The organism is Kaistella solincola, from assembly GCF_000812875.1.
Classification (GTDB): Bacteria; Bacteroidota; Bacteroidia; order Flavobacteriales; family Weeksellaceae; genus Kaistella; species Kaistella solincola.
Map to the genome: position 1 here is coordinate 366,283 of NZ_JSYK01000002.1, position 23,030 is coordinate 389,312.

At 39.8% G+C, this 23,030-nt stretch carries 21 protein-coding genes; 16 read left to right on the plus strand and 5 right to left on the minus strand.

Annotated features, from left to right (window positions below):
* Nucleotides 1-46 precede the first annotated feature (46 nt).
* A complete protein-coding gene (locus OA84_RS02680) occupies nucleotides 47-742 on the plus strand; it encodes an RluA family pseudouridine synthase (RefSeq protein WP_039342692.1) in 696 nt (231 codons plus the stop codon).
* Nucleotides 743-763: 21 nt separating this feature from the next.
* On the opposite strand, the gene OA84_RS02685 is transcribed toward OA84_RS02680, so the two are convergent.
* On the minus strand, nucleotides 764-1,318 hold the full coding sequence (locus OA84_RS02685) for a hypothetical protein (protein ID WP_039341923.1): 555 nt from the start codon (nucleotides 1,316-1,318) through the stop codon (nucleotides 764-766).
* Between the two features lie 252 nt (nucleotides 1,319-1,570).
* On the minus strand, nucleotides 1,571-3,847 hold the full coding sequence (locus tag OA84_RS02695; RefSeq protein WP_039341926.1) for an aconitate hydratase: 2,277 nt from the start codon (nucleotides 3,845-3,847) through the stop codon (nucleotides 1,571-1,573).
* A 193-nt stretch (nucleotides 3,848-4,040) separates the two neighbouring features.
* Here OA84_RS02695 and OA84_RS02700 point away from each other — a divergent pair, with 193 nt between their 5' ends.
* From OA84_RS02700 to OA84_RS02740, 9 genes are all read left to right on the plus strand, one after another.
* On the plus strand, nucleotides 4,041-4,382 hold the full coding sequence (locus OA84_RS02700) for a DUF2752 domain-containing protein (RefSeq protein ID WP_169743473.1): 342 nt from the start codon (nucleotides 4,041-4,043) through the stop codon (nucleotides 4,380-4,382).
* A gap of 38 nt (nucleotides 4,383-4,420) precedes the next feature.
* Complete coding sequence (locus OA84_RS02705; protein WP_039341930.1) at nucleotides 4,421-5,167, plus strand: WG repeat-containing protein; 747 nt, start codon at nucleotides 4,421-4,423, stop codon at nucleotides 5,165-5,167.
* 221 nt (nucleotides 5,168-5,388) lie between these two features.
* Nucleotides 5,389-7,506, plus strand: coding sequence for a TonB-dependent receptor (locus OA84_RS02710; protein ID WP_039341934.1), 2,118 nt, complete (start codon nucleotides 5,389-5,391; stop codon nucleotides 7,504-7,506).
* A gap of 109 nt (nucleotides 7,507-7,615) precedes the next feature.
* Complete coding sequence (locus OA84_RS02715; protein ID WP_039341937.1) at nucleotides 7,616-8,374, plus strand: hypothetical protein; 759 nt, start codon at nucleotides 7,616-7,618, stop codon at nucleotides 8,372-8,374.
* Nucleotides 8,341-8,859 carry an acyl-CoA thioesterase gene (locus tag OA84_RS02720; RefSeq protein ID WP_039341941.1) on the plus strand — a complete coding sequence of 173 codons (519 nt, stop codon included), beginning with the start codon at nucleotides 8,341-8,343 and terminating at the stop codon, nucleotides 8,857-8,859. Before OA84_RS02715 ends, OA84_RS02720 begins: the two co-directional genes overlap by 34 nt.
* A 9-nt stretch (nucleotides 8,860-8,868) precedes the next feature.
* Nucleotides 8,869-9,804, plus strand: a complete 936-nt coding sequence (locus OA84_RS02725) for a 2-hydroxyacid dehydrogenase (protein WP_039341943.1) — start codon at nucleotides 8,869-8,871, stop codon at nucleotides 9,802-9,804.
* 83 nt (nucleotides 9,805-9,887) lie between these two features.
* Entirely contained in the window at nucleotides 9,888-11,147 is a 1,260-nt protein-coding gene (locus tag OA84_RS02730) for a serine hydrolase domain-containing protein (protein WP_039341946.1), read from the plus strand.
* A gap of 28 nt (nucleotides 11,148-11,175) precedes the next feature.
* The gene (locus tag OA84_RS02735; RefSeq protein WP_052252074.1) at nucleotides 11,176-12,852 is read left to right on the plus strand and encodes an Ig-like domain-containing protein; all 1,677 of its coding nucleotides are present in this window, start codon (nucleotides 11,176-11,178) and stop codon (nucleotides 12,850-12,852) included.
* Nucleotides 12,849-13,307: a heme-binding domain-containing protein gene (locus OA84_RS02740; protein ID WP_039341949.1), complete on the plus strand. Its 459-nt coding sequence runs from the start codon at nucleotides 12,849-12,851 to the stop codon at nucleotides 13,305-13,307. Before OA84_RS02735 ends, OA84_RS02740 begins: the two co-directional genes overlap by 4 nt.
* A gap of 78 nt (nucleotides 13,308-13,385) precedes the next feature.
* Here OA84_RS02740 and OA84_RS02745 read toward each other — a convergent pair whose 3' ends face one another.
* Genes OA84_RS02745 through OA84_RS02755 form a run of 3 tightly spaced genes read right to left on the minus strand, consistent with a single transcriptional unit; the run spans nucleotide 13,386 to nucleotide 15,283 of the window.
* Nucleotides 13,386-13,709 carry a hypothetical protein gene (locus tag OA84_RS02745; RefSeq protein ID WP_039342697.1) on the minus strand — a complete coding sequence of 108 codons (324 nt, stop codon included), beginning with the start codon at nucleotides 13,707-13,709 and terminating at the stop codon, nucleotides 13,386-13,388.
* A gap of 5 nt (nucleotides 13,710-13,714) precedes the next feature.
* On the minus strand, nucleotides 13,715-14,530 hold the full coding sequence (panB, locus tag OA84_RS02750; protein ID WP_039341952.1) for a 3-methyl-2-oxobutanoate hydroxymethyltransferase: 816 nt from the start codon (nucleotides 14,528-14,530) through the stop codon (nucleotides 13,715-13,717).
* 39 nt (nucleotides 14,531-14,569) lie between these two features.
* On the minus strand, nucleotides 14,570-15,283 hold the full coding sequence (locus OA84_RS02755) for a Crp/Fnr family transcriptional regulator (protein WP_039341955.1): 714 nt from the start codon (nucleotides 15,281-15,283) through the stop codon (nucleotides 14,570-14,572).
* Between the two features lie 90 nt (nucleotides 15,284-15,373).
* Here OA84_RS02755 and OA84_RS02760 point away from each other — a divergent pair, with 90 nt between their 5' ends.
* From OA84_RS02760 to ccoG, 6 genes are all read left to right on the plus strand, one after another.
* Nucleotides 15,374-17,764 carry a heavy metal translocating P-type ATPase gene (locus OA84_RS02760; protein WP_039341958.1) on the plus strand — a complete coding sequence of 797 codons (2,391 nt, stop codon included), beginning with the start codon at nucleotides 15,374-15,376 and terminating at the stop codon, nucleotides 17,762-17,764.
* A 116-nt stretch (nucleotides 17,765-17,880) separates the two neighbouring features.
* Nucleotides 17,881-18,099 (plus strand): cbb3-type cytochrome oxidase assembly protein CcoS, encoded by a 219-nt coding sequence (gene ccoS, locus OA84_RS02765; RefSeq protein WP_039341973.1) that lies wholly within the window; start codon nucleotides 17,881-17,883, stop codon nucleotides 18,097-18,099.
* Between the two features lies 1 nt (nucleotide 18,100).
* Complete coding sequence (ccoN, locus tag OA84_RS02770; protein WP_039341976.1) at nucleotides 18,101-20,380, plus strand: cytochrome-c oxidase, cbb3-type subunit I; 2,280 nt, start codon at nucleotides 18,101-18,103, stop codon at nucleotides 20,378-20,380.
* A 21-nt stretch (nucleotides 20,381-20,401) separates the two neighbouring features.
* Nucleotides 20,402-20,593 carry a cbb3-type cytochrome oxidase subunit 3 gene (locus OA84_RS02775; RefSeq protein ID WP_039341979.1) on the plus strand — a complete coding sequence of 64 codons (192 nt, stop codon included), beginning with the start codon at nucleotides 20,402-20,404 and terminating at the stop codon, nucleotides 20,591-20,593.
* A gap of 15 nt (nucleotides 20,594-20,608) precedes the next feature.
* Nucleotides 20,609-21,487, plus strand: coding sequence for a cbb3-type cytochrome c oxidase N-terminal domain-containing protein (locus OA84_RS02780; RefSeq protein ID WP_039341982.1), 879 nt, complete (start codon nucleotides 20,609-20,611; stop codon nucleotides 21,485-21,487).
* Nucleotides 21,488-21,581: 94 nt separating this feature from the next.
* Nucleotides 21,582-23,030, plus strand: coding sequence for a cytochrome c oxidase accessory protein CcoG (ccoG, locus tag OA84_RS02785; RefSeq protein ID WP_039341986.1), 1,449 nt, complete (start codon nucleotides 21,582-21,584; stop codon nucleotides 23,028-23,030).

Consider the following 23,030-nt stretch of genomic DNA (forward strand, 5'->3'; position numbering starts at 1 on the left):
CCTTGTTGGTTTAGCGTAAATTTGAAAATTCTAAATGTTCATTTTTATGCAGGACCAAATCGTTTTTGAAGATAACCATCTTTTAGTCATCAACAAGAAAACCGGACAGCTCGTTCAGGGCGATAAAACCGGAGATCTTTCGTTGCTGGATCTGCTTAAAAATTTCCTGAAAAAAAGAGACCAAAAACCGGGAAATGTTTTTCTCGGCTTGGTTCATCGCATCGACCGCCCAACTTCGGGTTTGGTGATTTACGCAAAAACTTCGAAAGCACTTTCCCGATTAACCCAGATGGTGAAAAATCGCGAAATCAAAAAAACGTATTGGGCGGTTGTACCGAAAGTTGAAATTCCGAAGGCACAAAGACTCGTGCATTACCTACAGAAAAACGAAAAAAACAACAAGGCAACGGTTTTCCCGAAGGTTACGCAAGGCGCGAAAGAAGCGATTTTGAACTACGAAATCATCAAAGTTTTAGATAATTTTCAGCTTTTGGAAATCGATTTAGAGACCGGCCGTCATCATCAGATCCGCGCGCAGCTGGCGAAAATAGGTGCGCCGATAAAAGGTGATTTAAAATACGGTTCACCACGCTCCAATCCAGACGGCGGAATTCATCTGCACGCTCGAAAACTGGAATTTCACCATCCCGTAACCAAAGAAAATATTACGATTACCGCGCCGGTTCCGGACAACGATGCCGTTTGGAAAGCTTGCGAAGAAACTAAAAATTTGCCGTTTTAGCGGCAAATTTTTCAGAATTAATTAATCGTATTGGGCTGCTAAAACCATGAGATCGCGGTAAAGCGGCTCCGAAGAATCGTAAAACAAACGGATCAGTTTTCGCATATGGTCCGCGCTAGGGCTTGGTGTTAAAAACACTTTTGCATACTGCGTATCTTTTTTTGTAAGCTCGTCGTGGTCTGCCTGATAACCTTCAATATACTCACCATCTTTGTCATAATACAGCGTGAAATTATCAGGAATATAGCCGCTGTCTCCCTTAAGGATTCTTGCAGTTTCCGCAGCTTTTACGTTTACTACCAAATTATCGCTGTCCTTTGCTTTATCATACGTGAATTTGGCATCAAACTCCGCGATTTTGTAGGTAACGCCACCATCCATCGAGTAACGCACGCGAACCAGCGCTGCCACATCGGTACGCATTGCAACTAATTTTTCCGATAACAAAACAAACTGGTAGTGCGTTCCGCTATTGGAAGTCCAGTTGTAAAAATCGGCGATATCAACCTTTTTCAGTTGCGCTGGAAATAAAGAAAAAGTCAGAAATAAGAGACCGAAGAGTAAAGTTTTCATCATATAATTATTAATTGCACCAAATGTATAAAAAATGCAAATTACTGTGTAAATAAATTAAAATTAATTTTAATTCTGAATTTGAAAAAATTCGGCCCTTTAATGGCAAATTTTTTCGCTTTATTATTTCGAAAAGCTTGCTTTCCGAATACAATATTTCAGAAAAATTCGGTGTTTTAAGGGCAAATATTTTTAAAATCAAGACAAAAAAACCGCCCAATTTCTTAGGCGGTTTTTCAATATTTAAATAGTAATTTAAGCTTGTCTTGCAGCTTCTGCAGCAATCAGATTTAAAGCGGAACCTGCGCGGAACCAGTCAATCTGCTGAGCATTGTAAGTGTGGTTCGTGACGATGAGGTCTTTAGAACCATCCGCGTGTAAGAATTCCAACGTTAAAGTTTTGCCTGGCGCAAACTGATCCAAATCAAGGAAATTAACGGTGTCATCTTCCTGAATTTTGTCGTAGTCCGCTTCATTTGCGAAAGTAAGACCAAGCATACCCTGTTTTTTCAAATTCGTTTCATGGATTCTGGCGAAAGATTTCACCAAAACGGCTTTCACACCAAGATGTCTCGGCTCCATCGCTGCGTGTTCTCTGGAAGAACCTTCACCGTAGTTTTGGTCACCAACCACGATCGTCGGAATTCCGGCAGCTTTGTAAGCGCGCGCTACAGCAGGAACCTCTCCGTAAGTGCCATTCAACGCATTTTTCACCGTATTGGTCTCCATGTTATACGCGTTGATCGCACCGATTAACATGTTATTCGAAATATTATCAAGGTGTCCGCGGTATTTTAACCACGGTCCAGCCATTGAAATATGATCAGTTGTACATTTTCCGAAAGCCTTAATTAAAACTTTAGCACCGGAAATGTTTTCACCATCCCAAGGTTCAAACGGAGTTAAAAGCTGTAGCCTTCCGGAGTCTGGACTAACCGCAATTTGAACGGAAGAACCGTCATCGGACGGCGCCTGATAACCGTTGTCACCAACATCAAAACCTTTTGCAGGCAATTCAAATCCTTTCGGTTCATCTAATTTAATCTGCTCGCCGGCGGCGTTTGTTAAAGTATCTGTAATCGGGTTGAAATCAAGTCTTCCCGCGATTGCAACGGCGGCAACCATTTCCGGTGAGGCAACAAATGCGTGCGTATTAGGATTTCCGTCAGCTCTTTTCGCGAAGTTTCGGTTGAATGAGTGAATGATGGAGTTTTTCTCGCCTTTTTCTGAACCTTCTCTGTCCCACTGACCGATACATGGTCCGCAGGCGTTGGTGAAAATTCTGGCTGATTCAAACTTTCGGAAAGAATCTAAAAATCCGTCTCTTTCAGCGGTAAATTTCACCTGCTCGGAACCCGGATTAATTCCTAAAATTGCGCGTGGTTTTACCCCTTTAGCAAAAGCATCTTCTACAATTGATGCTGCACGCGATAAATCTTCGTAAGATGAGTTGGTACATGAACCGATCAATGCCCATTCTACTTCAATTGGCCAACCGTTTGCCACGGCTTTTTCGTGGAAATCTGCAACAGGCGTTGCCAAATCCGGCGTGAAAGGACCGTTTAAATGTGGCGAAAGCACATCAAGATTGATTTCGATAACCTGATCGAAATACTGTTCAGGATTTGCATAAACTTCAGCATCACCAGTCAGGTGATCTGCGATTTGATCTGCAGCATCCACAATATCCTTTCTTCCGGTTGCGGATAAATATCTGCGCATGGAATCATCATACCCAAAGGTTGAAGTTGTAGCACCAATTTCGGCACCCATATTACAGATCGTGCCTTTTCCGGTTGCAGAAAGGGATTGAGCGCCTTCACCAAAATATTCAACGATACATCCGGTTCCACCTTTTACGGTAAGAATTCCGGCAACTTTCAAAATTATATCTTTAGCAGACGTCCAGCCGCTTAATTTTCCGGTTAATTTAATACCGATTAATTTCGGCATTTTCAATTCCCACGGCATTCCGGCCATTACGTCTACCGCATCAGCACCACCAACACCAATAGCGACCATACCAAGTCCGCCGGCGTTTACGGTGTGCGAATCTGTTCCGATCATCATTCCGCCAGGAAATGCATAATTTTCTAAAACTACCTGGTGAATAATTCCCGCGCCCGGTTTCCAAAAACCAATTCCGTATTTGTCGCAAACAGAACTTAAGAAATTAAAAACTTCCGAGTTTTTATTGATACCTTCCTGCAAATCCGCTTCTGCTCCAACTCTCGCCTGGATCAAGTGATCTGCGTGAACGGTTGAAGGAACTGCAACTTTCGGTTTTCCGGCCTGCATAAACTGCAATAGCGCCATTTGCGCGGTCGCATCCTGCATGGCTACACGGTCCGGAGCGAAATCCACGTAGGAATTTCCTCTTTCGAAACTTTGTGTAGCGTCGCCTTCCCAAAGGTGTGTATAAAGAATTTTTTCAGCAAGTGTTAATGGTTTTCCCACCGCTTTTCTCGCAGCTTCGACCCGTGACGGATACCGCTCGTACACTTTCTTGATCATATCAATGTCGAAAGTCATATTGTATATTTTTATTGTAAAATTTTGAAGCTCAAATTTACAAAATTTTTAGTGTATGGCGGCGCAAAGTCATTTAGAATAAGTATAAATAAAATCTTTCTTTTCTATCTTTAAATTTTTAGCGAAATTTATTCACTTAAAAAAATCAAAAAAAATGGCCTTTTTGCTCCAAAAAAATTTAAAACTGATCTTTATGCTCGTCGGCATTTTGCTGATAAGTACGGTTTTCTATTTTTTTGCGCCTTCGGAAAACAGTTTTTATCCAAGCTGTATTTTCAAAAATATTACCGGCTTAAGTTGTCCTGGTTGTGGCTCGCAGCGCGCTTTTCACGAACTTTTGCATCTTAAGTTTAAAGTAGCTTTCACTTCTAATCCGCTTTTTGTATTGGCAATTCCCTATGGTTTGGCGCTTTTAATTTCAGCAAAAATCGAAAACGAAAATGCAAGAAAAATTTTTAAAATTTTAACGGGTAAAAGGGCATTTTTTTTAATTTCGACAGTAATAATAGCTTATTTCATCTGGAGAAATTTATAATTGATTATTTTTGGTCGCCTATTTGCAAAAGCACAGCGATGACAAAATATTTTCTTTTCCTTTTTCTCACTTTTTCCGTGGCTTTTTCAGCACAGAAAAATGTTATTCAAAGCAAAAAAATTGCCCCAAAAAGCACCGAAAAAATAAATGCTGACAGCGATCTTGCAAAAATTAATGATTCGGTGGCGGCTTTAATTCCATATAAAAAAGATGGGAAGTTTGGCTTTATTTCTCAATCCGGAAAAGTAATTATTGCGCCGGTTTACAGCAACGTGGGATTTTTTACTGAAGATTGTAACCTACTGAATTCGCCAAATGAAAAAATCAGAAAATATGGTTCATCGGAATACGCTTCAGTTCGGTTTAACGATAAGGATTACCGGATAAATAAGCACGGAAAACGCGTTTATTTTTTCAAAGATGAGGATTTAGGGAAATGTCAGGCGGAATACAAGAAACAGCTTTTCCACGCTTTTATCATGAATTACGCGTACGGCATCATCGAAGATTCAAGGTTTCGAAATCCAGGCAATTACAACGATTTTACAATTTATCCGCAGTATGATTACCTCCACATTTTGGAAGGTGATGATCTGAAAAATCCGATGATCATTGCCTCACGCAACAATAAATTCGGCATTATCGATGTTAATAACAACATCATCGTTCCGTTTCAGTACAGTGACATCAAGAGAAATTACAGCTGGAAACTCGCGCGCCTTTTCGAAGTCACGAAAGACGGCAAAAACTATTTCTATATCGATATTAACCAAAAGGAATATTGATTTTATTTCGTAGTTTTGCAGGAGAAATTTAAGGGGTGCTGTAAAAAGCTGAGATTATACCCAATGAACCTGGAACAGGTAATGCTGTTTAGGGAAATTACATGAGCTAATTTGGAAATTTGAAAATGTGGTAATTACCATTTTCAAAATCAAAAATATTCAAATTAACACATTTTTTAATCGCCCCTTTTATTCCATTTAATCTTCAAAAAATTAATAGAATGAAAGGATTTATTTTTTTAGGACTTCTCACAAGTTCCTTTTACTCCGCACAAACCACCGTGCAGGATTCGCTGAAAACACACGACATTGAAAGCATTAACTTTCTGAAACGTCTGCCAGTCACCAAAGAAATCATCAACGTTGAAAAAGATTTAGCCACAAAAAATCTGGGGCAGGATTTGCCGATTTTGTTGAAAAATCAAATGTCGGTTATTTCCACTTCCGATGCCGGAAACGGCGTTGGTTACACGGGTTTTAGGATTCGGGGGGTTGGCGGAACAGCAATTAATGTGATGATGAACGGCGTGCCATACAACGATTCTGAAAGTCAGGGAACATTTTTCGTCGACGTGCCGGATTTGGCGAGTTCGGCGTCGCAGATTATTATTCAGCGTGGCGTCGGAACTTCGTCGAATGGAGTTTCAGCTTTCGGCGCAAGCGTGAATGTGATTTCGAAAAATCCGGAGGAAAAATTTTATGTGAAATCTGATAATTCTTACGGCTCTTTCAATACTTACAAATATTCCGCGGAAGTTGGCAGCGGCAAATTCTGGAAAAACCGCCTTTCGGTGATGGGCCGTTATACCAAAATCCATTCAGACGGTTATATCGACCGTGCTTTTTCTAATTTAGATTCCTATAATTTTTCGGGGTTATTTGAGCAAAATAAAACGAAAATTCGATTGCTGGCTTTCGGCGGAAAAGAAAAAACGTATCAGGCATGGAACGGAATCGACAAAAATACCTGGGAAACGACTCCGAAATTTAATTATTCCGGCGCTATTTACGATGAAAACTGGGAAAACATCGTTGGTTTTTACGACAATGAAACCGACAATTACCGCCAAAATCATTACCAGCTTTTGTGGCAGCAAAACTTTAATGAAAACTGGAATTTAGAAACCACTTTCCATTACACTAAAGGCAAAGGATATTATGAAAACTACAAGCAGGACGCGAAGTTTTCAAAATACAATTTACCGAATTTAACTACTGATAATCAAACCGTTAAAAGAACCGATTTCATACGTAAAAAATGGCTTGACAATAATTTTTACGGTGCAGTTTCTACGCTTTACGGAAAGTTCGATAATTTGGATCTGAATTTTGGACTTGTGGGAAATCAATACGACGGCAGACATTTTGGCAATGTTACCGGCGTTTATTTTCCGGAAATTAAGGAGCACGAATATTACCGAAATTCTTCGGTGAAAAACGAAGTTGCAGGTTTTGCTAAAGGAATTTTGAAACTGAACCGAGTAGAATTGTACGGCGATTTGCAGCTTAGAAACATAAATTATGACACGAAAATCATACAGCAAGGTGATGATGAAGGCGCGGATTTAGATAAAAATTGGCTGTTTTTTAACCCAAAATTTGGAATTAATTATAAGCTCAATTCCGGGAAAATATTCTTTTCCTATGCTCACGCGCACCGCGAACCGAACCGCGATGATCTTTTTGCAAACCCGGAAATTCAGGCGGAAAAACTGCACGATTTCGAGGCGGGATTAGAAAAATCTTTCGGCGCGCTGTCTTTCACCACGAATCTCTATTATATGAATTACGAAAATCAGCTGGTTTTGAATGGTGAAATTAATGACATCGGCGAATTCATCCGCGTGAATTCTGGGAAAAGTTACCGAATGGGAATTGAAATCGGCGCGCTGGCAAAGCTTTCGGATAAATGGAATCTCGCCGGGAATTTGACGCTAAGCAGAAATGAAAACATCGATTTTAAAAATGAAACGGTAAGCGGATTTGAAAATCTCGGAAACACTCCACTTTCCTTTTCACCAAACTTTATGGGAAATGTTTTGCTAAATTATTCACCAGGAAAAATGTTCAGCTTATCACTTCAAAATCAATATGTTGGCAAACAATTTCTGGACAACACAAATAATAAAAATTACCGGCTAAACAGCTATTTTTTGACAGATTTTAATGCGAAATATTCTTTGGATCTAAAACGTACAGAAGTTGATTTTAAACTTTTGGTGAATAATATTTTCAACCAGAAATATGTGAACAACGGCTTTGTGTATGACGGAGCGCCGTATTATTTCGCGCAAGCGGGCACGAATTTCATGTTCGGTATGTCCTTCAAGTTAAAGTAAATACCAAAACGCAATTGCTGAAAGATAATTTTTTCGGTGCTAAAGACCGCCTTTTTCGCGGTTTTTTTTATTTGCATTACATTGTTCAAAAAACATAAATTTGCCCGATATGAATTTTTCCCAGCTTCTTCTCGAATTTTTAAAGAAAAACGGCAGCGTTTCTCTTGCGGGTTTCGGTACGTTTTTTCTGCAAACAATCAATGCAGCTCTCGATGAAGAGGGAAAAAACCTTTTGCCACCAGGAACTGAAATTGGCTTTGATGCTTCAAAAAACGAAAATCCGGAAAAATTCATCCGTTTTTTAGCAGCTGAAAAAAACAGCAGTGAAAGTGCTGCGGAAGAAGAAATTTCGAAGCAAGTTGTCTATTGGAATTCTGCATTGGAAAAAAATGAAACGCTGCAAATTGAAAACATCGGAACATTTTATCTCGCAGACAGCAAATTGATTTTTTACGGAAACCGGCTGGAAAATCTTTCACCGGCTTTTTTCGGTTTGGAAGAAATCAATATTTATGAAATAAAAAAAGGCTTCAGAAGCGGCAAGAAACCATACGCGTTCGTGAGAACAATTGCGTGGCTTTTACCTTTAATACTGATCGTTTCGGGACTTACATATATGGGAATTCAAAAACCCGACATGATTTTCGGTAAAAAATCTGATCTCACCAATCCGCCAAAAAAGGACGTTTTAACCGTTAAAAAAAATACACCGAAAGTCGATTCGCTTGCACCGGTTTTGGTACAAGATTCAACTTTAGCAGATTCCACAAACACAATTGTTGCGCCCGTAAAACCGGCAAAAAAGTGGACTTCGAAATCAAACAAAAACTCTAAATGGAAAAAATCAAAAAAGCGTCAGAATCGTTAACGGTCATGACCAATATCGTTTTGCCGAATGAAACCAACTCTTTAAGAAATTTATTCGGTGGTGAACTTCTGGCAAAAATGGACCGTTGCGCGTCGATCTCCGCCGCGCGACACTGCGAAAGACGCGTGGTTACGGCTTCTGTAAATCACGTTTCTTTTGATTATCCGATTCCCGAAGGCGGAATCGTGGTGTTAGAATCCAAGGTTTCGCGTGCTTTTTCCACTTCCATGGAGATTTATGTGGATGTTTGGTTGGATGATCCGATTAATCAGAAAAAGATTCATACCAATTCCGGTATTTATACTTTTGTTGCGGTAGACGAATTTAACCGTCCGATTCCGATCCCAAAGATGGAGCCGGAAACTGAAATTGAAGTGGAAAGATTTAATGCTGCATTGCGTAGAAAAGAACTTTCCCTGATTCTCTCCGGCCGAATGAAGGCTGCTGATTCAATAGAATTAAAAAAACTTTTCGCTTCAAATTAAAATCTCCGCATGAAAATCCTGCTTTTAGATAAAAACCATCCACTGATTACCGAACAGCTTTTCAAAAATGGTTTTGTTCTGGAAGAAGATTTTACCTCAACTTACGACGAAGTTCGAGCAAAAATTTCGGGCTACGACGGCATTATTATCCGCAGCAGAATTCCGCTGGACGCCAATATTTTAAAGCACGCGACCAAACTCAAATTTATTGCGAGAGTTGGCGCCGGAATGGAAAATATTGACGTTGATTTTGCCCAAAAAAATAATATTGCACTAATCAGTTCACCCGAAGGAAACCGCGACGCCGTTGCTGAACAGGTTCTGGGAATGCTGCTGGTTTTAATGAACCGATTATTTATCGCTTCAGAAGAGGTAAAAAACGGAATCTGGAAGCGCGAAGAAAACCGTGGTGAAGAATTACTTGGCAAAACCGTAGGCCTTCTGGGTTACGGCAACATGGGAAAAGCTGTAGCCCAAAGACTTTCGGGTTTTGGTTGCAAGGTGATTTTTTATGATATATTGCCAAATATCGGCGATGAATTTGCAACGCAGGTAAGTTTGGAAGAATTACAAAATGAAGCGGACATCATCAGCCTTCACCTACCGATTACAGAAAAGACGCATTATATAATTGATGAAAATTTTATTAAAAAAGTCCGAAAAAATTTCTACCTCGTCAATACCGCGCGCGGGAAAAATGTAAAAACTAAAGATTTAGTTTCGGCTATAAAATCAGGGAAGATAAAAGGCGCCGCGCTGGATGTTCTGGAATTTGAAAAGTCATCATTTGAAAATCTGGAATCTCAAAATCCGGACTTAGAATTCGTGCTTCACTCCGAAAAAGTTTTGCTTACACCGCATATTGCCGGCTGGACCATAGAAAGCAAAGAAAAACTTGCGCAGGTAATTGTTGACAAAATCTTAGCGCAGTTTCCGCGACCTTAACAAATGTTTATGATTTCGGTCTTAAGCAATTTTGGTAAAATCTCTTATCTTGCGGTGATTTTTTAAAGCAAAATCCTTTTTTAATGAAATTTTTCCGCCTTTTTTTCTGTTTTTTTCTTTTTTCTACCGTCGTAATTTCCTGTAATAAAGAAGGTTCAGATTCTCAAACTCAAGAAACTTCCCTGCCGAACTTCGGAAACGTAGAGCTGGACAACATTTTCGAAGGAAAAGACAATAAGCTTGCGAATAAAGATTCTGTCGTCGCGGTTCTGGACCTATACTACAAAAAAGTGTGGGAAGACGGTGATTTATGGGGCGGTTTTTTGGTGGCAAAAGGCGATGAAATTCTGTACGAAGGTTACCGCGGATTTGCACAGGCCAATAATACAGAACCAATTAATGATACAGTTGCCCTGCACGTTGCTTCGGTTTCTAAAACATTGACCGCAATGGCGGCGCTGAAGTTGGTGGAAGCCGGAAAAATTAAGCTGCAGGATCCACTAACCAAATTCTTCCCGGGTTTTCCCTATCCAAAAGTAACGGTTTTCACTTTGCTGAGCCAGCGCAGTGGACTCCCGAAATACGAGTATTTCATTGACAAAATTCAGCCTGCGCCAGCGGAAATGTCGAAAGAATATCTTACAAATCAGGATATTTTAAATATGTTGGTGAAGTATAAACCGGAGCTCGCGCGCGATACCGATACCGGTTTCATGTATTGTAACACCAATTTCGCACTGCTCGCGCTTCTGATTGAAAAAGTCACCCAAACTCCGTTTCCGCAGGCAATGGACGAAATGATTTTTGAACCGTTAAAAATGGATCATTCCTATGTTTTAAAGGAAAAGTATATGGATAAAGCGGCCAAATCTTTCTACCAACGCGGCCCGAGAGTATATCCCTATGACCGGCTTGATTTGATCTACGGTGATAAAAATGTGTACACCACGCCGCGCGACTTGCTAAATTTCTCAAAAGCCTTATTTGCGAAAAATTTCCTTCGACCGGATTTAAAAGATCTGATTTTTGAGCCGTACAGCAACGAAAGACCTGGCGTAAACAATTACGGTTTGGGATTCCGCATGAAAGTTTTCAATGAAGACGAAAAACTTACTTACCATAACGGTTGGTGGCACGGTACGAACTCGGTTTTCGGACATTTATTGAAGTCCCAGGTTACGATTATCGCCATTGGTAATAAATATTCGAGCAAAGTTTATACAGCGTTGGCGCTTTCAGGACTTTTTGAAAATTTCCCGTTTGAAAAGGCAAAAATTCAAAAAGAAATAAATGAGACCGACACTACCGCGGAAAAACTGAGCAACGCGGTGTACAGTGAATAAATTTAGTAATTTTGCAGAAATCCGTTACATGAAAAGATTTCTCTTTCTCTTACTTTTTGGTTTTCTTTTCACGTCGTGTGCCCGCGTGGGTTCGCCCGTTGGTGGTTCTCGGGACAGCATTCCGCCACAGGTAATCGGGAGTAATATTGACAGTCCGCGCACCAATGTATCGCGCAACATCAAAGAACTGCGCATTGATTTCGATGAATACATCAATTTAAAAGAAATCAGCCGCCAGCTTATTATTTCTCCACCGATTAAAAAAATTAGCAAAATTTTACCTTCCGGTATCGCGAATAAATTTCTGCTGATTAAATGGGACGATACTTTACAGGAAAATACCACGTATAATTTCAATTTCGGAAATGCTATTGTAGATAATAACGAGGGAAACGCGCTCGGATATTACAATTTTGCCTTTTCTACCGGCGAAAAAATCGACAGTTTGTTCATCAGCGGAGATGTAAAAAAACTTTTAACCGACACCGAAAAAGGTGGTGAATCGAAAAATATTGTGGTCGGATTGTATCAGCAAAAAGATTCGATGGATTTCCGCCAAAAACCCTATTACATCACAATGGCGGATCCGGACGGCTATTTTGAACTGAATTATCTGGCACCAGGAAAATATAGAGTTTTAACCTTCGAAGACAGCAACGCGAATTCCGTGTACGATCCGGGGAAAGAGCAGGTCGGTTTTTTGGCTGAGAATGTTAATCTGGACAAAAGCATTTCCGGGCTGCAGCTGAGTTTGGTTCCTTCCCAGAAAAGCAACAAATATTTGGAAATGAATGAAGTTCCGGGCGGAATTTTGATGACTTTTGAAGGAAATCCGGAAAAAGTGGAAGTTTTATCTCTCGATGAAAAGCTGAAAGATTATAAAATAACGCACGCGCCAAAATCCGATTCGGTTTTTGTCTGGTTTAATGCAAAACAGCAAAATATCGGAATTGAAAGCAATGAAAATTTAAAATTCAGCTACGACAACGGAATTAAGCAGGACACCGTTTCAGTTTTTTACCGGTACAACACGAAAAATGAAATGTTGCTGACCAACGCGCGCGGAAATCTTTTACCGCCGCAAAAAGATTTCGTCATCCGCAGCAATTATTATATCGATAAAATTTCTCCTGAAAAATGGACTTTATCTTCGGACAGCATTCAGCAAAATTTTACCGCTGAAATAGCGAAAGAAAATCCGTTTGAAATTCATGTAAAATCAGATTTCAGCGAAGGAAAAAAATATTCGCTCACCATTCCGAAAGAAACCGTTTCGTCGTTTTACGAAAGCGTAGCAAAATCATATCGTTTTGATTTTGAATCGGATAAAACCGAAAACTACGGTTCATTTTCATTAACGCTCGTAAATATGCCGGTGAAAAAATTCTGGACACAACTTATAAGTGCAAATGGCGAAGTAGCTTATTCAAAATACGGAACAGATTCAAATATCAATTTTTCGGGCTTAAAACCGGAAAAATATCAGCTTCGGATTTTGGTTGACGAAAATGAAAACGGCGTTTGGGACAGAGCAAATTTTGCTGAAAATATTTTCGCAGAACCTGTTTATACTTTCGAAAAAGCTGTAGAAATCCGGCCACTTTGGGAAATAAAAGAAACCTGGACGTTGCCGACAAACAGCGAAACATCAACTTCAGAAATTCCGGAAAAAATGCCCGAAAAGCCGGTAATAAATAAACCATGAAAGTTTTCCTCAACATTATTTATTGGTTTTTAATTGTAATCGCGCTGATACAGTTTATTCCGGTAAACCGCGTAAATAAACCTGTAGATGCGAAAGCTGATTTTGTTAAAATTTACAATACGCCAAAAAACGTGACGCAAATCTTAAAAAAAGCTTGCTACAACTGTCATTCCAACGAAACGGTTTATCCGGATTACGCGTACGTCGCGCCAATTTCGTGGTCGATTAAACATCACGTAAACGAAGGCCGCGAACATTTAAACCTTTCAGAATGGGGAAACATCAATAAAGATTTGAAAAAAGATATGCTTGAAAATTCGGTTCATTCGGTGAAAGGTTACACCATGCCGATGCCGGGATACATTTCAAAACATCCGGAAGCCAACCTTACAAAAGCTGAGCGCACTTTGGTTGCAAACTATTTTGAGCAGATTTTAAAAACAAAAAACTATTAATCTTTAAAAGAAAAATAGTTTTTAAGTAAATTTATTTGCCGCTAAAAGCGGCAAATTTTTCGTTTTTATTAAACTGAATTATCCGCGTGTTATTTTCGGTCTTGAGAAGATCGACATTAAAACACCGCCAAATAATCCGATGGTTTTAATAACCGCAACCTGAGAATCCGGACGCATAAAAGCGCCTACAATACAAAGTCCCGCGGCGATATACATCGGATAAATTAAATTTTTATTGGTTAAAGTGGGCGCCTGAAGGACAAAACTTGCCCCGATCAGCACGTAAAATAGCCGGTGGTACAGAAAATCATTGACGTTCTGCGGAAAAAGGTTGAAAAACCCAATGACGATACAGATTAACGCACCGATTGATAAAATACCCTGCAGGGTTGTAGTGTTCATGTTCATTAGTAACTTTCGTTTTGGTTAGGGAAATCTCCGGTTTTCACATCTTTTACAAAGCTGGAGACTGCGCCTGTAATTTCGGTATATAAATCGAGATATCGGCGGAGGAATTTGGGTGAAAAACCTTTGTTCATGCCGACCATATCGTGGTAAACGAGAACCTGACCGTCGCAGCCCGCGCCAGCGCCAATTCCGATGGTTGGAATTGAAATGCTGTCTGAAACTTTTTGGGCCAAATCAGCCGGAATTTTTTCCAAAACCAAGGCGAAGCAACCCAATTCTTCAAGCAATTTCGCATCATTGATGAGCTTTTCTGCTTCTTCATCTTCTTTCGCGCGAACTTTGTAAGTCCCGAATTGGTAAATGGATTGCGGCGTTAAACCGAGATGTCCCATCACGGGAATTCCAGCGTTTACGATTTTTGAAATTTCCTGTTCGATTTCTTTGCCGCCTTCAATTTTGACGGCGTGTGCGCCACCTTCTTTCATCATTCTTACGGCAGATTCCAACGCTTTTTCGGGATTACTTTGATAACTTCCAAAAGGTAAATCAGCAACAATTAAAGCGCGCTCAATTCCGCGCGTAACACATTGCGTATGATAAATCATTTGGTCCAGCGTAATGGGCAAAGTGGTTTCGTGACCTGCCATTACATTGGCTGCGGAATCACCAATCAAAACCGCATCTACGCCACCCGCGTCCACCATTTTCGCGGTGGTAAAATCGTACGCGGTAAGCATGCTGATTTTTTCTTTGTCGAATTTCATTTTTCGCAAAGTTTCAGTGGTGATTTTTCTTATTTCTGAGTGTACAGACATAATTTTCGTAATTGCAGGTTGAGTAACTTGCTGTAGTTTTTATAAAGTAACGTGACCAAGACGAACCAGTTTTTCGTGGTTCAAAATTTTAATATTCCGGCCTTCAACTTCGATTAATTTATCCTGTTTAAACTCCGAAATCAAACGGATGGCACTTTCTGTCGCCGTTCCGATGATGTTCGCAATTTCTTCGCGCGTCAATGAAATTTTAATAAAACCTTCCGGATCTGTGCCCAGTTTCTGTTCTAATAAAAGCAGAATTTCGGCAAGTCTTTCACGAACGGTTTTCTGTGCTAAAAAAGTCACGGTATTCGAAGATTCTCCAAGCTCAAAGGCTATTTTTTGCAACATTACAAAAGACAGCGCGGGCATTACTTCCAACAAATGAAGAAACAGATCCGAAGGTAAAAAAGTGGCTTCGATGTCGGTCATCGCTTCGGCGGCAGCCTGGAAATTTTCACCACAAAGAATGGCGCGGTAACCAATCATGTCGCCTTCTTTGATAAAGCGTAAAATCTGGTCCTTTCCGTAAACGCCCTGTTTAGATAATTTTGCGGTTCCTTTGTTCAGAAAATAAACGCCGTCCGGTATTTCGCCGTCTTCAAAAAGAATCCCGCCTTTATGGAAATTAAGGGTCTTTTTTTGGATTAAATAAGCGTTAAAATCTTCCGGTGATAAAGATTCTTTAAAGGTTTGATCATTAAAGACTTGCCGAAGCCGCTCCTCGATCATTGTATGTTTCTCTAAGGACATAGTTATATGACATTTATCAGCAAAAATAGGGTATTTAAGTGCCAGACCCAAATATAATTTTATAATTTTGCACCCCTAATAAAGATTACATTGTCAGAAAACTGTTTTCACTGCGGTCAAACGATTGACAGGGAGCGCATCACCTTCGATAACAAAGCCTTTTGCTGCAACGGGTGCAAATCGGTATTTGAAATTCTGAATATGAACGATTTAGGCAACTTTTATGAAATGAATAAAAGTTCCGGAATCCGGCCGAATGATGAAAATATCGCACAGTTTGATTATCTGGACACGCCCGAAGTTTTCACCAAAGTCACCGCTTTTTCTGAAGGCAACACCACGCTGGTAACTTTTAAAATTCCGGTTATCCATTGTTCATCGTGTATTTGGCTGCTGGAAAGTCTGCAAACTTTGAATGAAAACATTAACTATTCGCAGGTAAATTTTACCCGCAAAAACGTGCAAATTTCTTTTAATCACAACGAGCTGAAATTAAGCGAACTCGCAAAATTTCTTACCAATCTAGGTTATAAACCAGTTGTGAATTTAGAAACTGCAGAGAAAAAGGAGGAATTTTTAGATAAAACTTTGCTTGTAAAACTCGCGATTGCAGGTTTTGCTTTTGGAAACGGAATGTTCCTGAGTTATCCGGAATACGCCGAACAGGTCATGGGAACCACCGATTTCTGGATGGAAACGTACAAAGATCTTTTCCGCTTTATCATGTTTTTATTGGCAACACCGGTGGTTTTTTATTCCGCTTCGGATTATTTTAAATCTGCCTGGTTTGGCTTGAAAAATAAAATTGTAAACATTGATGTTCCGATTGTTTTGGGAATTTTAATGCTTTATGGCCGAAGTATTTACGAAGTTTTAACCGACTACGGACCGGGATATTTCGATACGCTTTGTGGTTTACTTTTTTTCATGCTTTTGGGCAAACTTTTTCAAAAACGCACGTACAGCGCTTTGTCCTACGATCGCGATTACAAATCTTTTTATCCCATTGCGGTTACGAAAATCGATTTTAATGGAGAACAGAAAAATATCCTGCTAAACGAGCTAAAAATTGGTGATCGCATCATGGTGCGAAATCAGGAAATTATCCCGGTGGACGTGATTCTTATTAAAGGTGAAGGAAACATCGATAACAGTTTTATTACCGGTGAAAGTGCCTCCATTCCTAAAGAACCAGGCGATAAAATTTTTGCCGGCGGAAAACAAATCGGTTCTGTGCTGGAACTTGAGGTAATAAAAACCGTAAACCAAAGTTACCTGACGCAGCTTTGGAACAAAGAAGCTTTCAAAAAATTTGAAACGGGTCTGGACACGATTACGAATGACATCAGCAAATATTTCACCTTCATCATTTTAGGAATTACGCTGATTGCAGGAATTTACTGGGCGCAGGTGGATTTCGAAAAAATGTTTCAGGTTGTTGCTGCGATTTTAATTGTGGCTTGTCCGTGTGCGCTTGCGCTTTCGGCGCCGTTTACTTTAGGCCATATTATGCGGATTTTAGGCCGGAATAAATTCTACGTAAAGGATACGCTGACTATTGAAAAACTGGCAAAAATCGACACGCTAGTTTTTGATAAAACCGGAACAATTACGCACAATAAAGAAGCGAATATTAGCTATGAAGGGGAAACGATTTCAGAATTTGATCTGATTAACCTGAAAAGTCTCTTGAAAAACTCAAACCATCCGCTTTCGAAAACTTTATACCAGCATCTGGAAGTGGGTGAAGAATATCTACCGGTTGAAAATTTTGTGGAAACAGCCGGAAAAGGTTATTCCGGAACTGTTCGCGGAGAAATTTATAAAGTTGGTTCGGCTTCGTTTAATAATCAACCTTCAAAAAACCTGGAAACAGCGGTGTATATTTCAAAAAAAGACCGTTTTATGGGGAAATTTATTTTCACCAATGAATACCGTGAAAATATGTCGGAAATGTTCGCGCAGCTGAAAAATTTCCCGATCCATGTTTTGAGTGGTGATAATGCTTCTGAAGAAAGTTCGTTAAAAAGTTTAGTTCCGGATATCGCGGGAATGAAATTTAACCAAAGCCCGGAAAACAAGCTGAATTATATTAAAGAACTTCAGGAAGAAAACCAAAAAGTGGCGATGCTGGGCGACGGTCTGAACGACGCCGGCGCGCTGAAACAAAGTAATGTAGGAATAGCTGTGGCAGACGATACGCATTCATTCACGCCGTCGTCGGACGTGATTATGGCTGGAGAAAAGATGCGCTTTTTAAAGGATTATTTTGATTTGTCCAAGGACGCAATAAAAATCGTAAAATTTACGTTTGGAATAAGCTTCTTTTACAATATCATCGGTTTGAGCTTCGCAGTAACGGGTCATCTTTCACCTTTGGTGGCAGCTATTCTGATGCCGATCAGTTCGATTACAGTGGTAATTTTCACCTCAGTTGCAACGTGGACGCGTTCCGGTAAATACTTTAAAACCAATAAATAACCCGGAAAAAAAGCAGTTATTTAGAAGGAATTTAAATTAACAAAACTTAACATCAGGTGAGGAATATCATAATTTTTAAGTAAATTTGACCGACATATTCCCTAAATTTGCAGGAAATGGAAATATTGTATTTAATGATTCTTTGCAGCGTTACACTGGCTGTAATTTTTCTAATCATTTTTATAGTAAGTGCAAGAAAAGGGCAGTTTGAGGATGATGAATCGCCGGCGGTACGGATACTGCTAGAGTCGGAAATCATAAAAGAAAACGGAGAAAAAGAGAAATCTCAGCCGGAAAAAGAAAATAAAAATATAGAAGAAAAAGAGATTAGTTAATATGGAGACACAAAAGTTTAGTTATGATAATAACATTGTGCGGGCCTTTCTTTATGCAACCGTAGTCTTCGGGATTATTGGTTTTTTGCTGGGACTTACCGCCGCTTTAATGTTATTTTACCCCGAACTTCCTGAATATTTCTTTGGGACAGATGATGCTACCATCGTCAGTTTACAAAGCGGTAATCTTCAGGGTTTAATTAATACCCATGGCGCTTTCGGTTTCGGCCGTATCAGAATGCTGCATACCAGTGCTGTAATTTTTGCCTTTGTTTGTAACGGTTTTTTCGCCGGTGCATATTACTCTTTGCAGAGATTGCTGAAAACTAGAATGTACAGCGACACTTTATCGTGGATTCACTTCTGGGGATGGCAGCTGATGATCGTAGCGGTGGTTATTACGTTCTTAATGGGCATCAACACTTCAAAAGAATATGCAGAGCACGAGTGGCCAATTGATATTTTAATCACGGTTATATGGGTTGTTTTCGGGATCAACATGTTCGGAACAATCATCAAGAGAAGAGTTAGACACTTATATGTTGCAATTTGGTTTTATTTAGGAACTTGGGTTGCAATTGCGATGCTTCACATTTTCAATAACCTCGAAGTTCCTTTATCTTTCGCAGGTTGGAAATCTTACTCGGCTTACGCAGGTGTTAAAGATGCTTTGGTTCAATGGTGGTACGGCCACAATGCGGTAGCGTTTGTATTGACTACGCCAATCCTTGGATTGATGTATTATTTCTTACCAAAAGCAGCAGACAGACCGGTATTTTCTTATAAATTATCGATTATCCATTTCTGGTCGCTGATTTTCGTCTATATCTGGGCAGGACCACACCACTTACAGTATACTGCGATTCCTGGCTGGGCTCAGGCTTTAGCAACCGGTTTCTCCATCATGCTTATTGCACCGTCTTGGGGTGGTATGCTTAACGGACTGCTTACATTGAGAGGTGCGTGGGATAAAGTGAGAGAAAATCCGGTATTAAAATTCTTCGTAGTAGCAATTACCTGTTATGGTATGGCAACTTTCGAAGGACCTTTATTGGCTACAAAAACATTAAATAAAATTGGTCACTATACCGATTGGGTTATTGGTCACGTTCATGTCGGAGCTTTAGGCTGGAACGGTTTCATGACTTTCGGGATGATTTATTATCTCCTGCCAATTATGTGGAGAACCAAACTGTGGTCTGTAAAATTGGCTAACTGGCATTTCTGGCTGGGTACTTTAGGAATCATTTTCTACGCCGTACCTTTATATATCGCTGGATTTACGCAAGGTTTAATGTGGAAACAGTTTAACCCAGACGGAACTTTAGTTTACAAAAACTGGTTAGATACTGTAACAGCGATTATCCCTTACTATCAAATGCGATTTGTGGGTGGTTTCCTTTACATTTCCGGAGCGATCCTGATGTGTGTGAACCTTGTTGCTACCGTAAGAAGCGGATCATTCCAGAAAGAAGTTCCTGCAGAAGCACCAGCTTTAGCAAAAATCAGCAATAAAAGAAAAGAAGGCGAAGGACTTCACCTTTGGATTGAAAGAATGCCGACTTTGCTTACAGTACTTTCATTTATTGCCGTTGCAATCGGAGGTTTCCTAGAAATTGTACCGACACTTACCATTAAAGAAAATGTACCGACTATAGCCGCGGTAAAACCTTATTCACCACTTGAACTGGAAGGTCGTGATTTATATATCCGCGAAGGCTGTAACTCTTGTCACTCGCAGATGATCAGACCATTCCGAGACGAGGTTGTCAGATTCAACGGTAAAAACGGGCAATATTCCAAAGCAGGAGAATTTGTTTATGACAGACCTTTCCTTTGGGGTTCTAAAAGAACAGGTCCGGATTTGCACCGTGAAGGTGGTAAAAACCCAAGTTCATGGCACTATAAGCACATGCTGAACCCGCGAGTAACTTCTGCAGGTTCCATCATGCCAAGATATCCATGGTTGATTTCTCGTGACCTTGACCGCAGCCAGATGGTAGCCAAAGTTGAGTTGATGAAGAATACATTTGATGTTCCGTACACACAGGCACAAATTGATTCCGCAGACTCTTGGGCTGATAACCAGGCAAGCGCTATTGTAAAAGAAATCTATTCTGAAGCAGCTGACGTTAAAAAAGCTTACGAAGATAAAAAAGCCGCTGAGGGAGCCAATTTTACTCCTTTGGAGAAGAAAGAAATCGTAGCCTTGATTGCTTATCTGCAAAGACTTGGTACGGATATTAAAACAACAGAGATTAAAACGGCTAGCACCAATTAATATCAATTAAACTGCATTGTCATGATACCGCAGAGTGTAAAAGATATATTAGCAAACGGCGATAATGTTGGTCTTTACCAGACCATCGCCATGATATTGTTTATCATATTTTTCTTAGGTATTGTGTTCTACGTTTTTTCCAGACCGAAGAAGTACTACGAAGAAGAAGAGAATGCACCTTTAAACGATGATATTGAAGATAAAGATCTTTAGAAAAACTAAACTATTATGAAACAAAGAACACCCGTATACATTACCATACTTGTAATTCTTGTGATTTTATTCATCATTTATTACATGTTTGTGCAGGACTCCTCTTTCCTTTCGTCACCATATTTTTGGGGAACGGTAGCGATTGCAATCATCTTATCCATGATTCACAACACCATTGGAGATTTGATAGAGAATGACATGTTCAAAAAGCTGACGCCGGATCAGAAGACGGAATATCTTTCAGTTAAGAAACAGCCATATTTTAAGACTTTATATCAAAGTGCTTTCAAAAAGCAATCCGCTACCCAGGAGCAGGACATCTTAATTGACCATGGTTTTGACGGAATTATGGAGTTGGACAATCAACTTCCAAAATGGTGGTTAGGATTATTTTATGCAGGTTGCATTTATTGTGTAATTTATATGGTTTCATACTGGACAACAGATTTTGCACATCAGGTGCCGGAATACGACAGAGAATACATTGCGCAAACTGCAAGTATTGAGGAGTACATGAAAAACACTCCACCGCCAACAATAGAAAATGCAGTTTTCTCTCCGGATAATATTGCAGCCGGTGAAGAAGTATATAAAACCAACTGTGTATCTTGTCACAGTGACGGTGGAAAAGGAGGAATTGGACCAAATTTAACCGATAACAACTGGATTAACCAACCGGAGAAAACTTTATTTAAAAATGTCTTCCACATGGTGGAAAATGGAAGTCCGAATAATCCAGCGATGCAGGCCTTCGGTAAAAACGGTGTACTTACAGGATTTGATATCCAGAATGTAGCCGCTTATGTTTATCATATTAACCAGGAGCAATCACCTATTACACCTGCACAAGGTGGCGCAGCTCCACAGGGAACTACCGCCAACTGGGAGAAATAAACATCAGACAAAAACAACACTACTATGAAAACATAATTTGTTATCTTATACAACGGGATAGCGGATTATGTTTTTTTTAATTTGAGAAAAAAAAATGTCAGAAGAAAAACACTATAGAGGTGGACAGGGGCAAGTTGTAGAAGCTGAAACTTTCAGAGATTCAGTAGGTACAATGGAGCAGTCTGGTAAGCGGAAATGGGTTTTCCCACGAAAACCTAAAGGCCGCTATACCGACTACCGAACCTTAGTAGCCGTAATTTTATTATCATTATTTTTCGCCATTCCTTTTATTAAAATTAATGGCAACCCTTTATTATTACTAAATATCTTAGATCGCCAGTTTTTTATCGCTGGTCAGCCATTTTATCCACAGGATTTTTTCATCCTGGCAATGGGTGCTATAACTTCTATCGTCTTTATCATACTTTTTACGGTGGTATTCGGGCGTATTTTTTGCGGATGGATCTGTCCGCAAACAATATTCTTGGAAATGATTTTCCGTAAGATAGATTATCTGATAGAAGGTGACAGAAACAAGCAGATGAAGCTGGACCGCCAGGAATGGAATGCGGAAAAAATAGGCAAAAGAGGCCTAAAATATTTTATTTTCGTAATCATCTCGCTGATCATTACACACTGGATGTTTATGTACATCGTAGGACATCAGGAAGTGCTGAACATTATGCAGCAGGGACCGTTCGCTAACTTTTCGAACTTTTTGGTAATGATTCTTTTCACCGGTGCGTTCTATTTTACATTTGCGTGGTTCCGCGAGCAGGTTTGTACTTTGGTTTGTCCTTACGGAAGACTTCAGGGTGTCTTGATAGACAAGCAGACCATCAATGTTTACTACGATTTTAAAAGAGGTGAAAACCGTTCAAAATGGAGAAAAGGTGAAGACCGGGCTGCGGAAGGTAAAGGCGACTGTATCGACTGTAACCAATGTGTAGTAGTTTGTCCTACCGGAATTGATATCCGCGACGGGCAACAGTTGGAATGTGTAAACTGTACCGCTTGTATCGACGCTTGCGACGAAGTAATGGTAAAAGTTGGTTTACCGAAAGGCCTTATCCGCTACGCAACCGAAGATGAAATTGAAAAGGAAGTGCCTTTCAAATTCACCAACAGAATGAAAGCCTACTCCGCTGTATTAATTTTAATGGTCGGATTCCTTGGTTTTCTTCTAAGTAACCGCGGCGAAATGGAAGCGAAATTCATTAAACCTGCCGGCTCATCTTATTTTGTGCGTGACGGAAACATCACCAATATTTATAACTATACTTTCCTGAATAAATCTACAAAAGATCAGATTGTAACCGTTAAAATTATTGAACCTGAACACGGAAAAGTTACCTTGAGTGGAGAAGACAAAATAATGCTCAAAAAGGACCAAATAACCAAAGGGACTGTAAACATCAGCTTCCCGGAAAAAGAAGTTCAAGTTTCAAAACAAAAAGTAAAAATTGGCGTTTATGATACGTCAGGCAAATTATTGGATTCTTTCGACACGTATTTCGAAGGTCCATTTAAAATTCAATTTTAA

Bases quoted from the DNA above. Each gene is read 5' to 3' on its own strand.
- OA84_RS02780 (WP_039341982.1), top strand. From the start codon at position 20,609: ATGAAACAAAGAACACCCGTATACATTACCATACTTGTAATTCTTGTG.
- OA84_RS02745 (WP_039342697.1), bottom strand. From the start codon at position 13,709: ATGAACACTACAACCCTGCAGGGTATTTTATCAATCGGTGCGTTAATC.
- OA84_RS02680 (WP_039342692.1), top strand. From the start codon at position 47: ATGCAGGACCAAATCGTTTTTGAAGATAACCATCTTTTAGTCATCAAC.
- OA84_RS02700 (WP_169743473.1), top strand. From the start codon at position 4,041: ATGCTCGTCGGCATTTTGCTGATAAGTACGGTTTTCTATTTTTTTGCG.
- OA84_RS02775 (WP_039341979.1), top strand. From the start codon at position 20,402: ATGATACCGCAGAGTGTAAAAGATATATTAGCAAACGGCGATAATGTT.
- OA84_RS02695 (WP_039341926.1), bottom strand. From the start codon at position 3,847: ATGACTTTCGACATTGATATGATCAAGAAAGTGTACGAGCGGTATCCG.
- OA84_RS02715 (WP_039341937.1), top strand. From the start codon at position 7,616: ATGAATTTTTCCCAGCTTCTTCTCGAATTTTTAAAGAAAAACGGCAGC.
- ccoS (WP_039341973.1), top strand. From the start codon at position 17,881: ATGGAAATATTGTATTTAATGATTCTTTGCAGCGTTACACTGGCTGTA.
- OA84_RS02725 (WP_039341943.1), top strand. From the start codon at position 8,869: ATGAAAATCCTGCTTTTAGATAAAAACCATCCACTGATTACCGAACAG.
- OA84_RS02755 (WP_039341955.1), bottom strand. From the start codon at position 15,283: ATGTCCTTAGAGAAACATACAATGATCGAGGAGCGGCTTCGGCAAGTC.
- OA84_RS02720 (WP_039341941.1), top strand. From the start codon at position 8,341: ATGGAAAAAATCAAAAAAGCGTCAGAATCGTTAACGGTCATGACCAAT.
- ccoG (WP_039341986.1), top strand. From the start codon at position 21,582: ATGTCAGAAGAAAAACACTATAGAGGTGGACAGGGGCAAGTTGTAGAA.
- OA84_RS02710 (WP_039341934.1), top strand. From the start codon at position 5,389: ATGAAAGGATTTATTTTTTTAGGACTTCTCACAAGTTCCTTTTACTCC.
- ccoN (WP_039341976.1), top strand. From the start codon at position 18,101: ATGGAGACACAAAAGTTTAGTTATGATAATAACATTGTGCGGGCCTTT.
- panB (WP_039341952.1), bottom strand. From the start codon at position 14,530: ATGTCTGTACACTCAGAAATAAGAAAAATCACCACTGAAACTTTGCGA.
- OA84_RS02730 (WP_039341946.1), top strand. From the start codon at position 9,888: ATGAAATTTTTCCGCCTTTTTTTCTGTTTTTTTCTTTTTTCTACCGTC.
- OA84_RS02705 (WP_039341930.1), top strand. From the start codon at position 4,421: ATGACAAAATATTTTCTTTTCCTTTTTCTCACTTTTTCCGTGGCTTTT.
- OA84_RS02685 (WP_039341923.1), bottom strand. From the start codon at position 1,318: ATGATGAAAACTTTACTCTTCGGTCTCTTATTTCTGACTTTTTCTTTA.
- OA84_RS02735 (WP_052252074.1), top strand. From the start codon at position 11,176: ATGAAAAGATTTCTCTTTCTCTTACTTTTTGGTTTTCTTTTCACGTCG.
- OA84_RS02740 (WP_039341949.1), top strand. From the start codon at position 12,849: ATGAAAGTTTTCCTCAACATTATTTATTGGTTTTTAATTGTAATCGCG.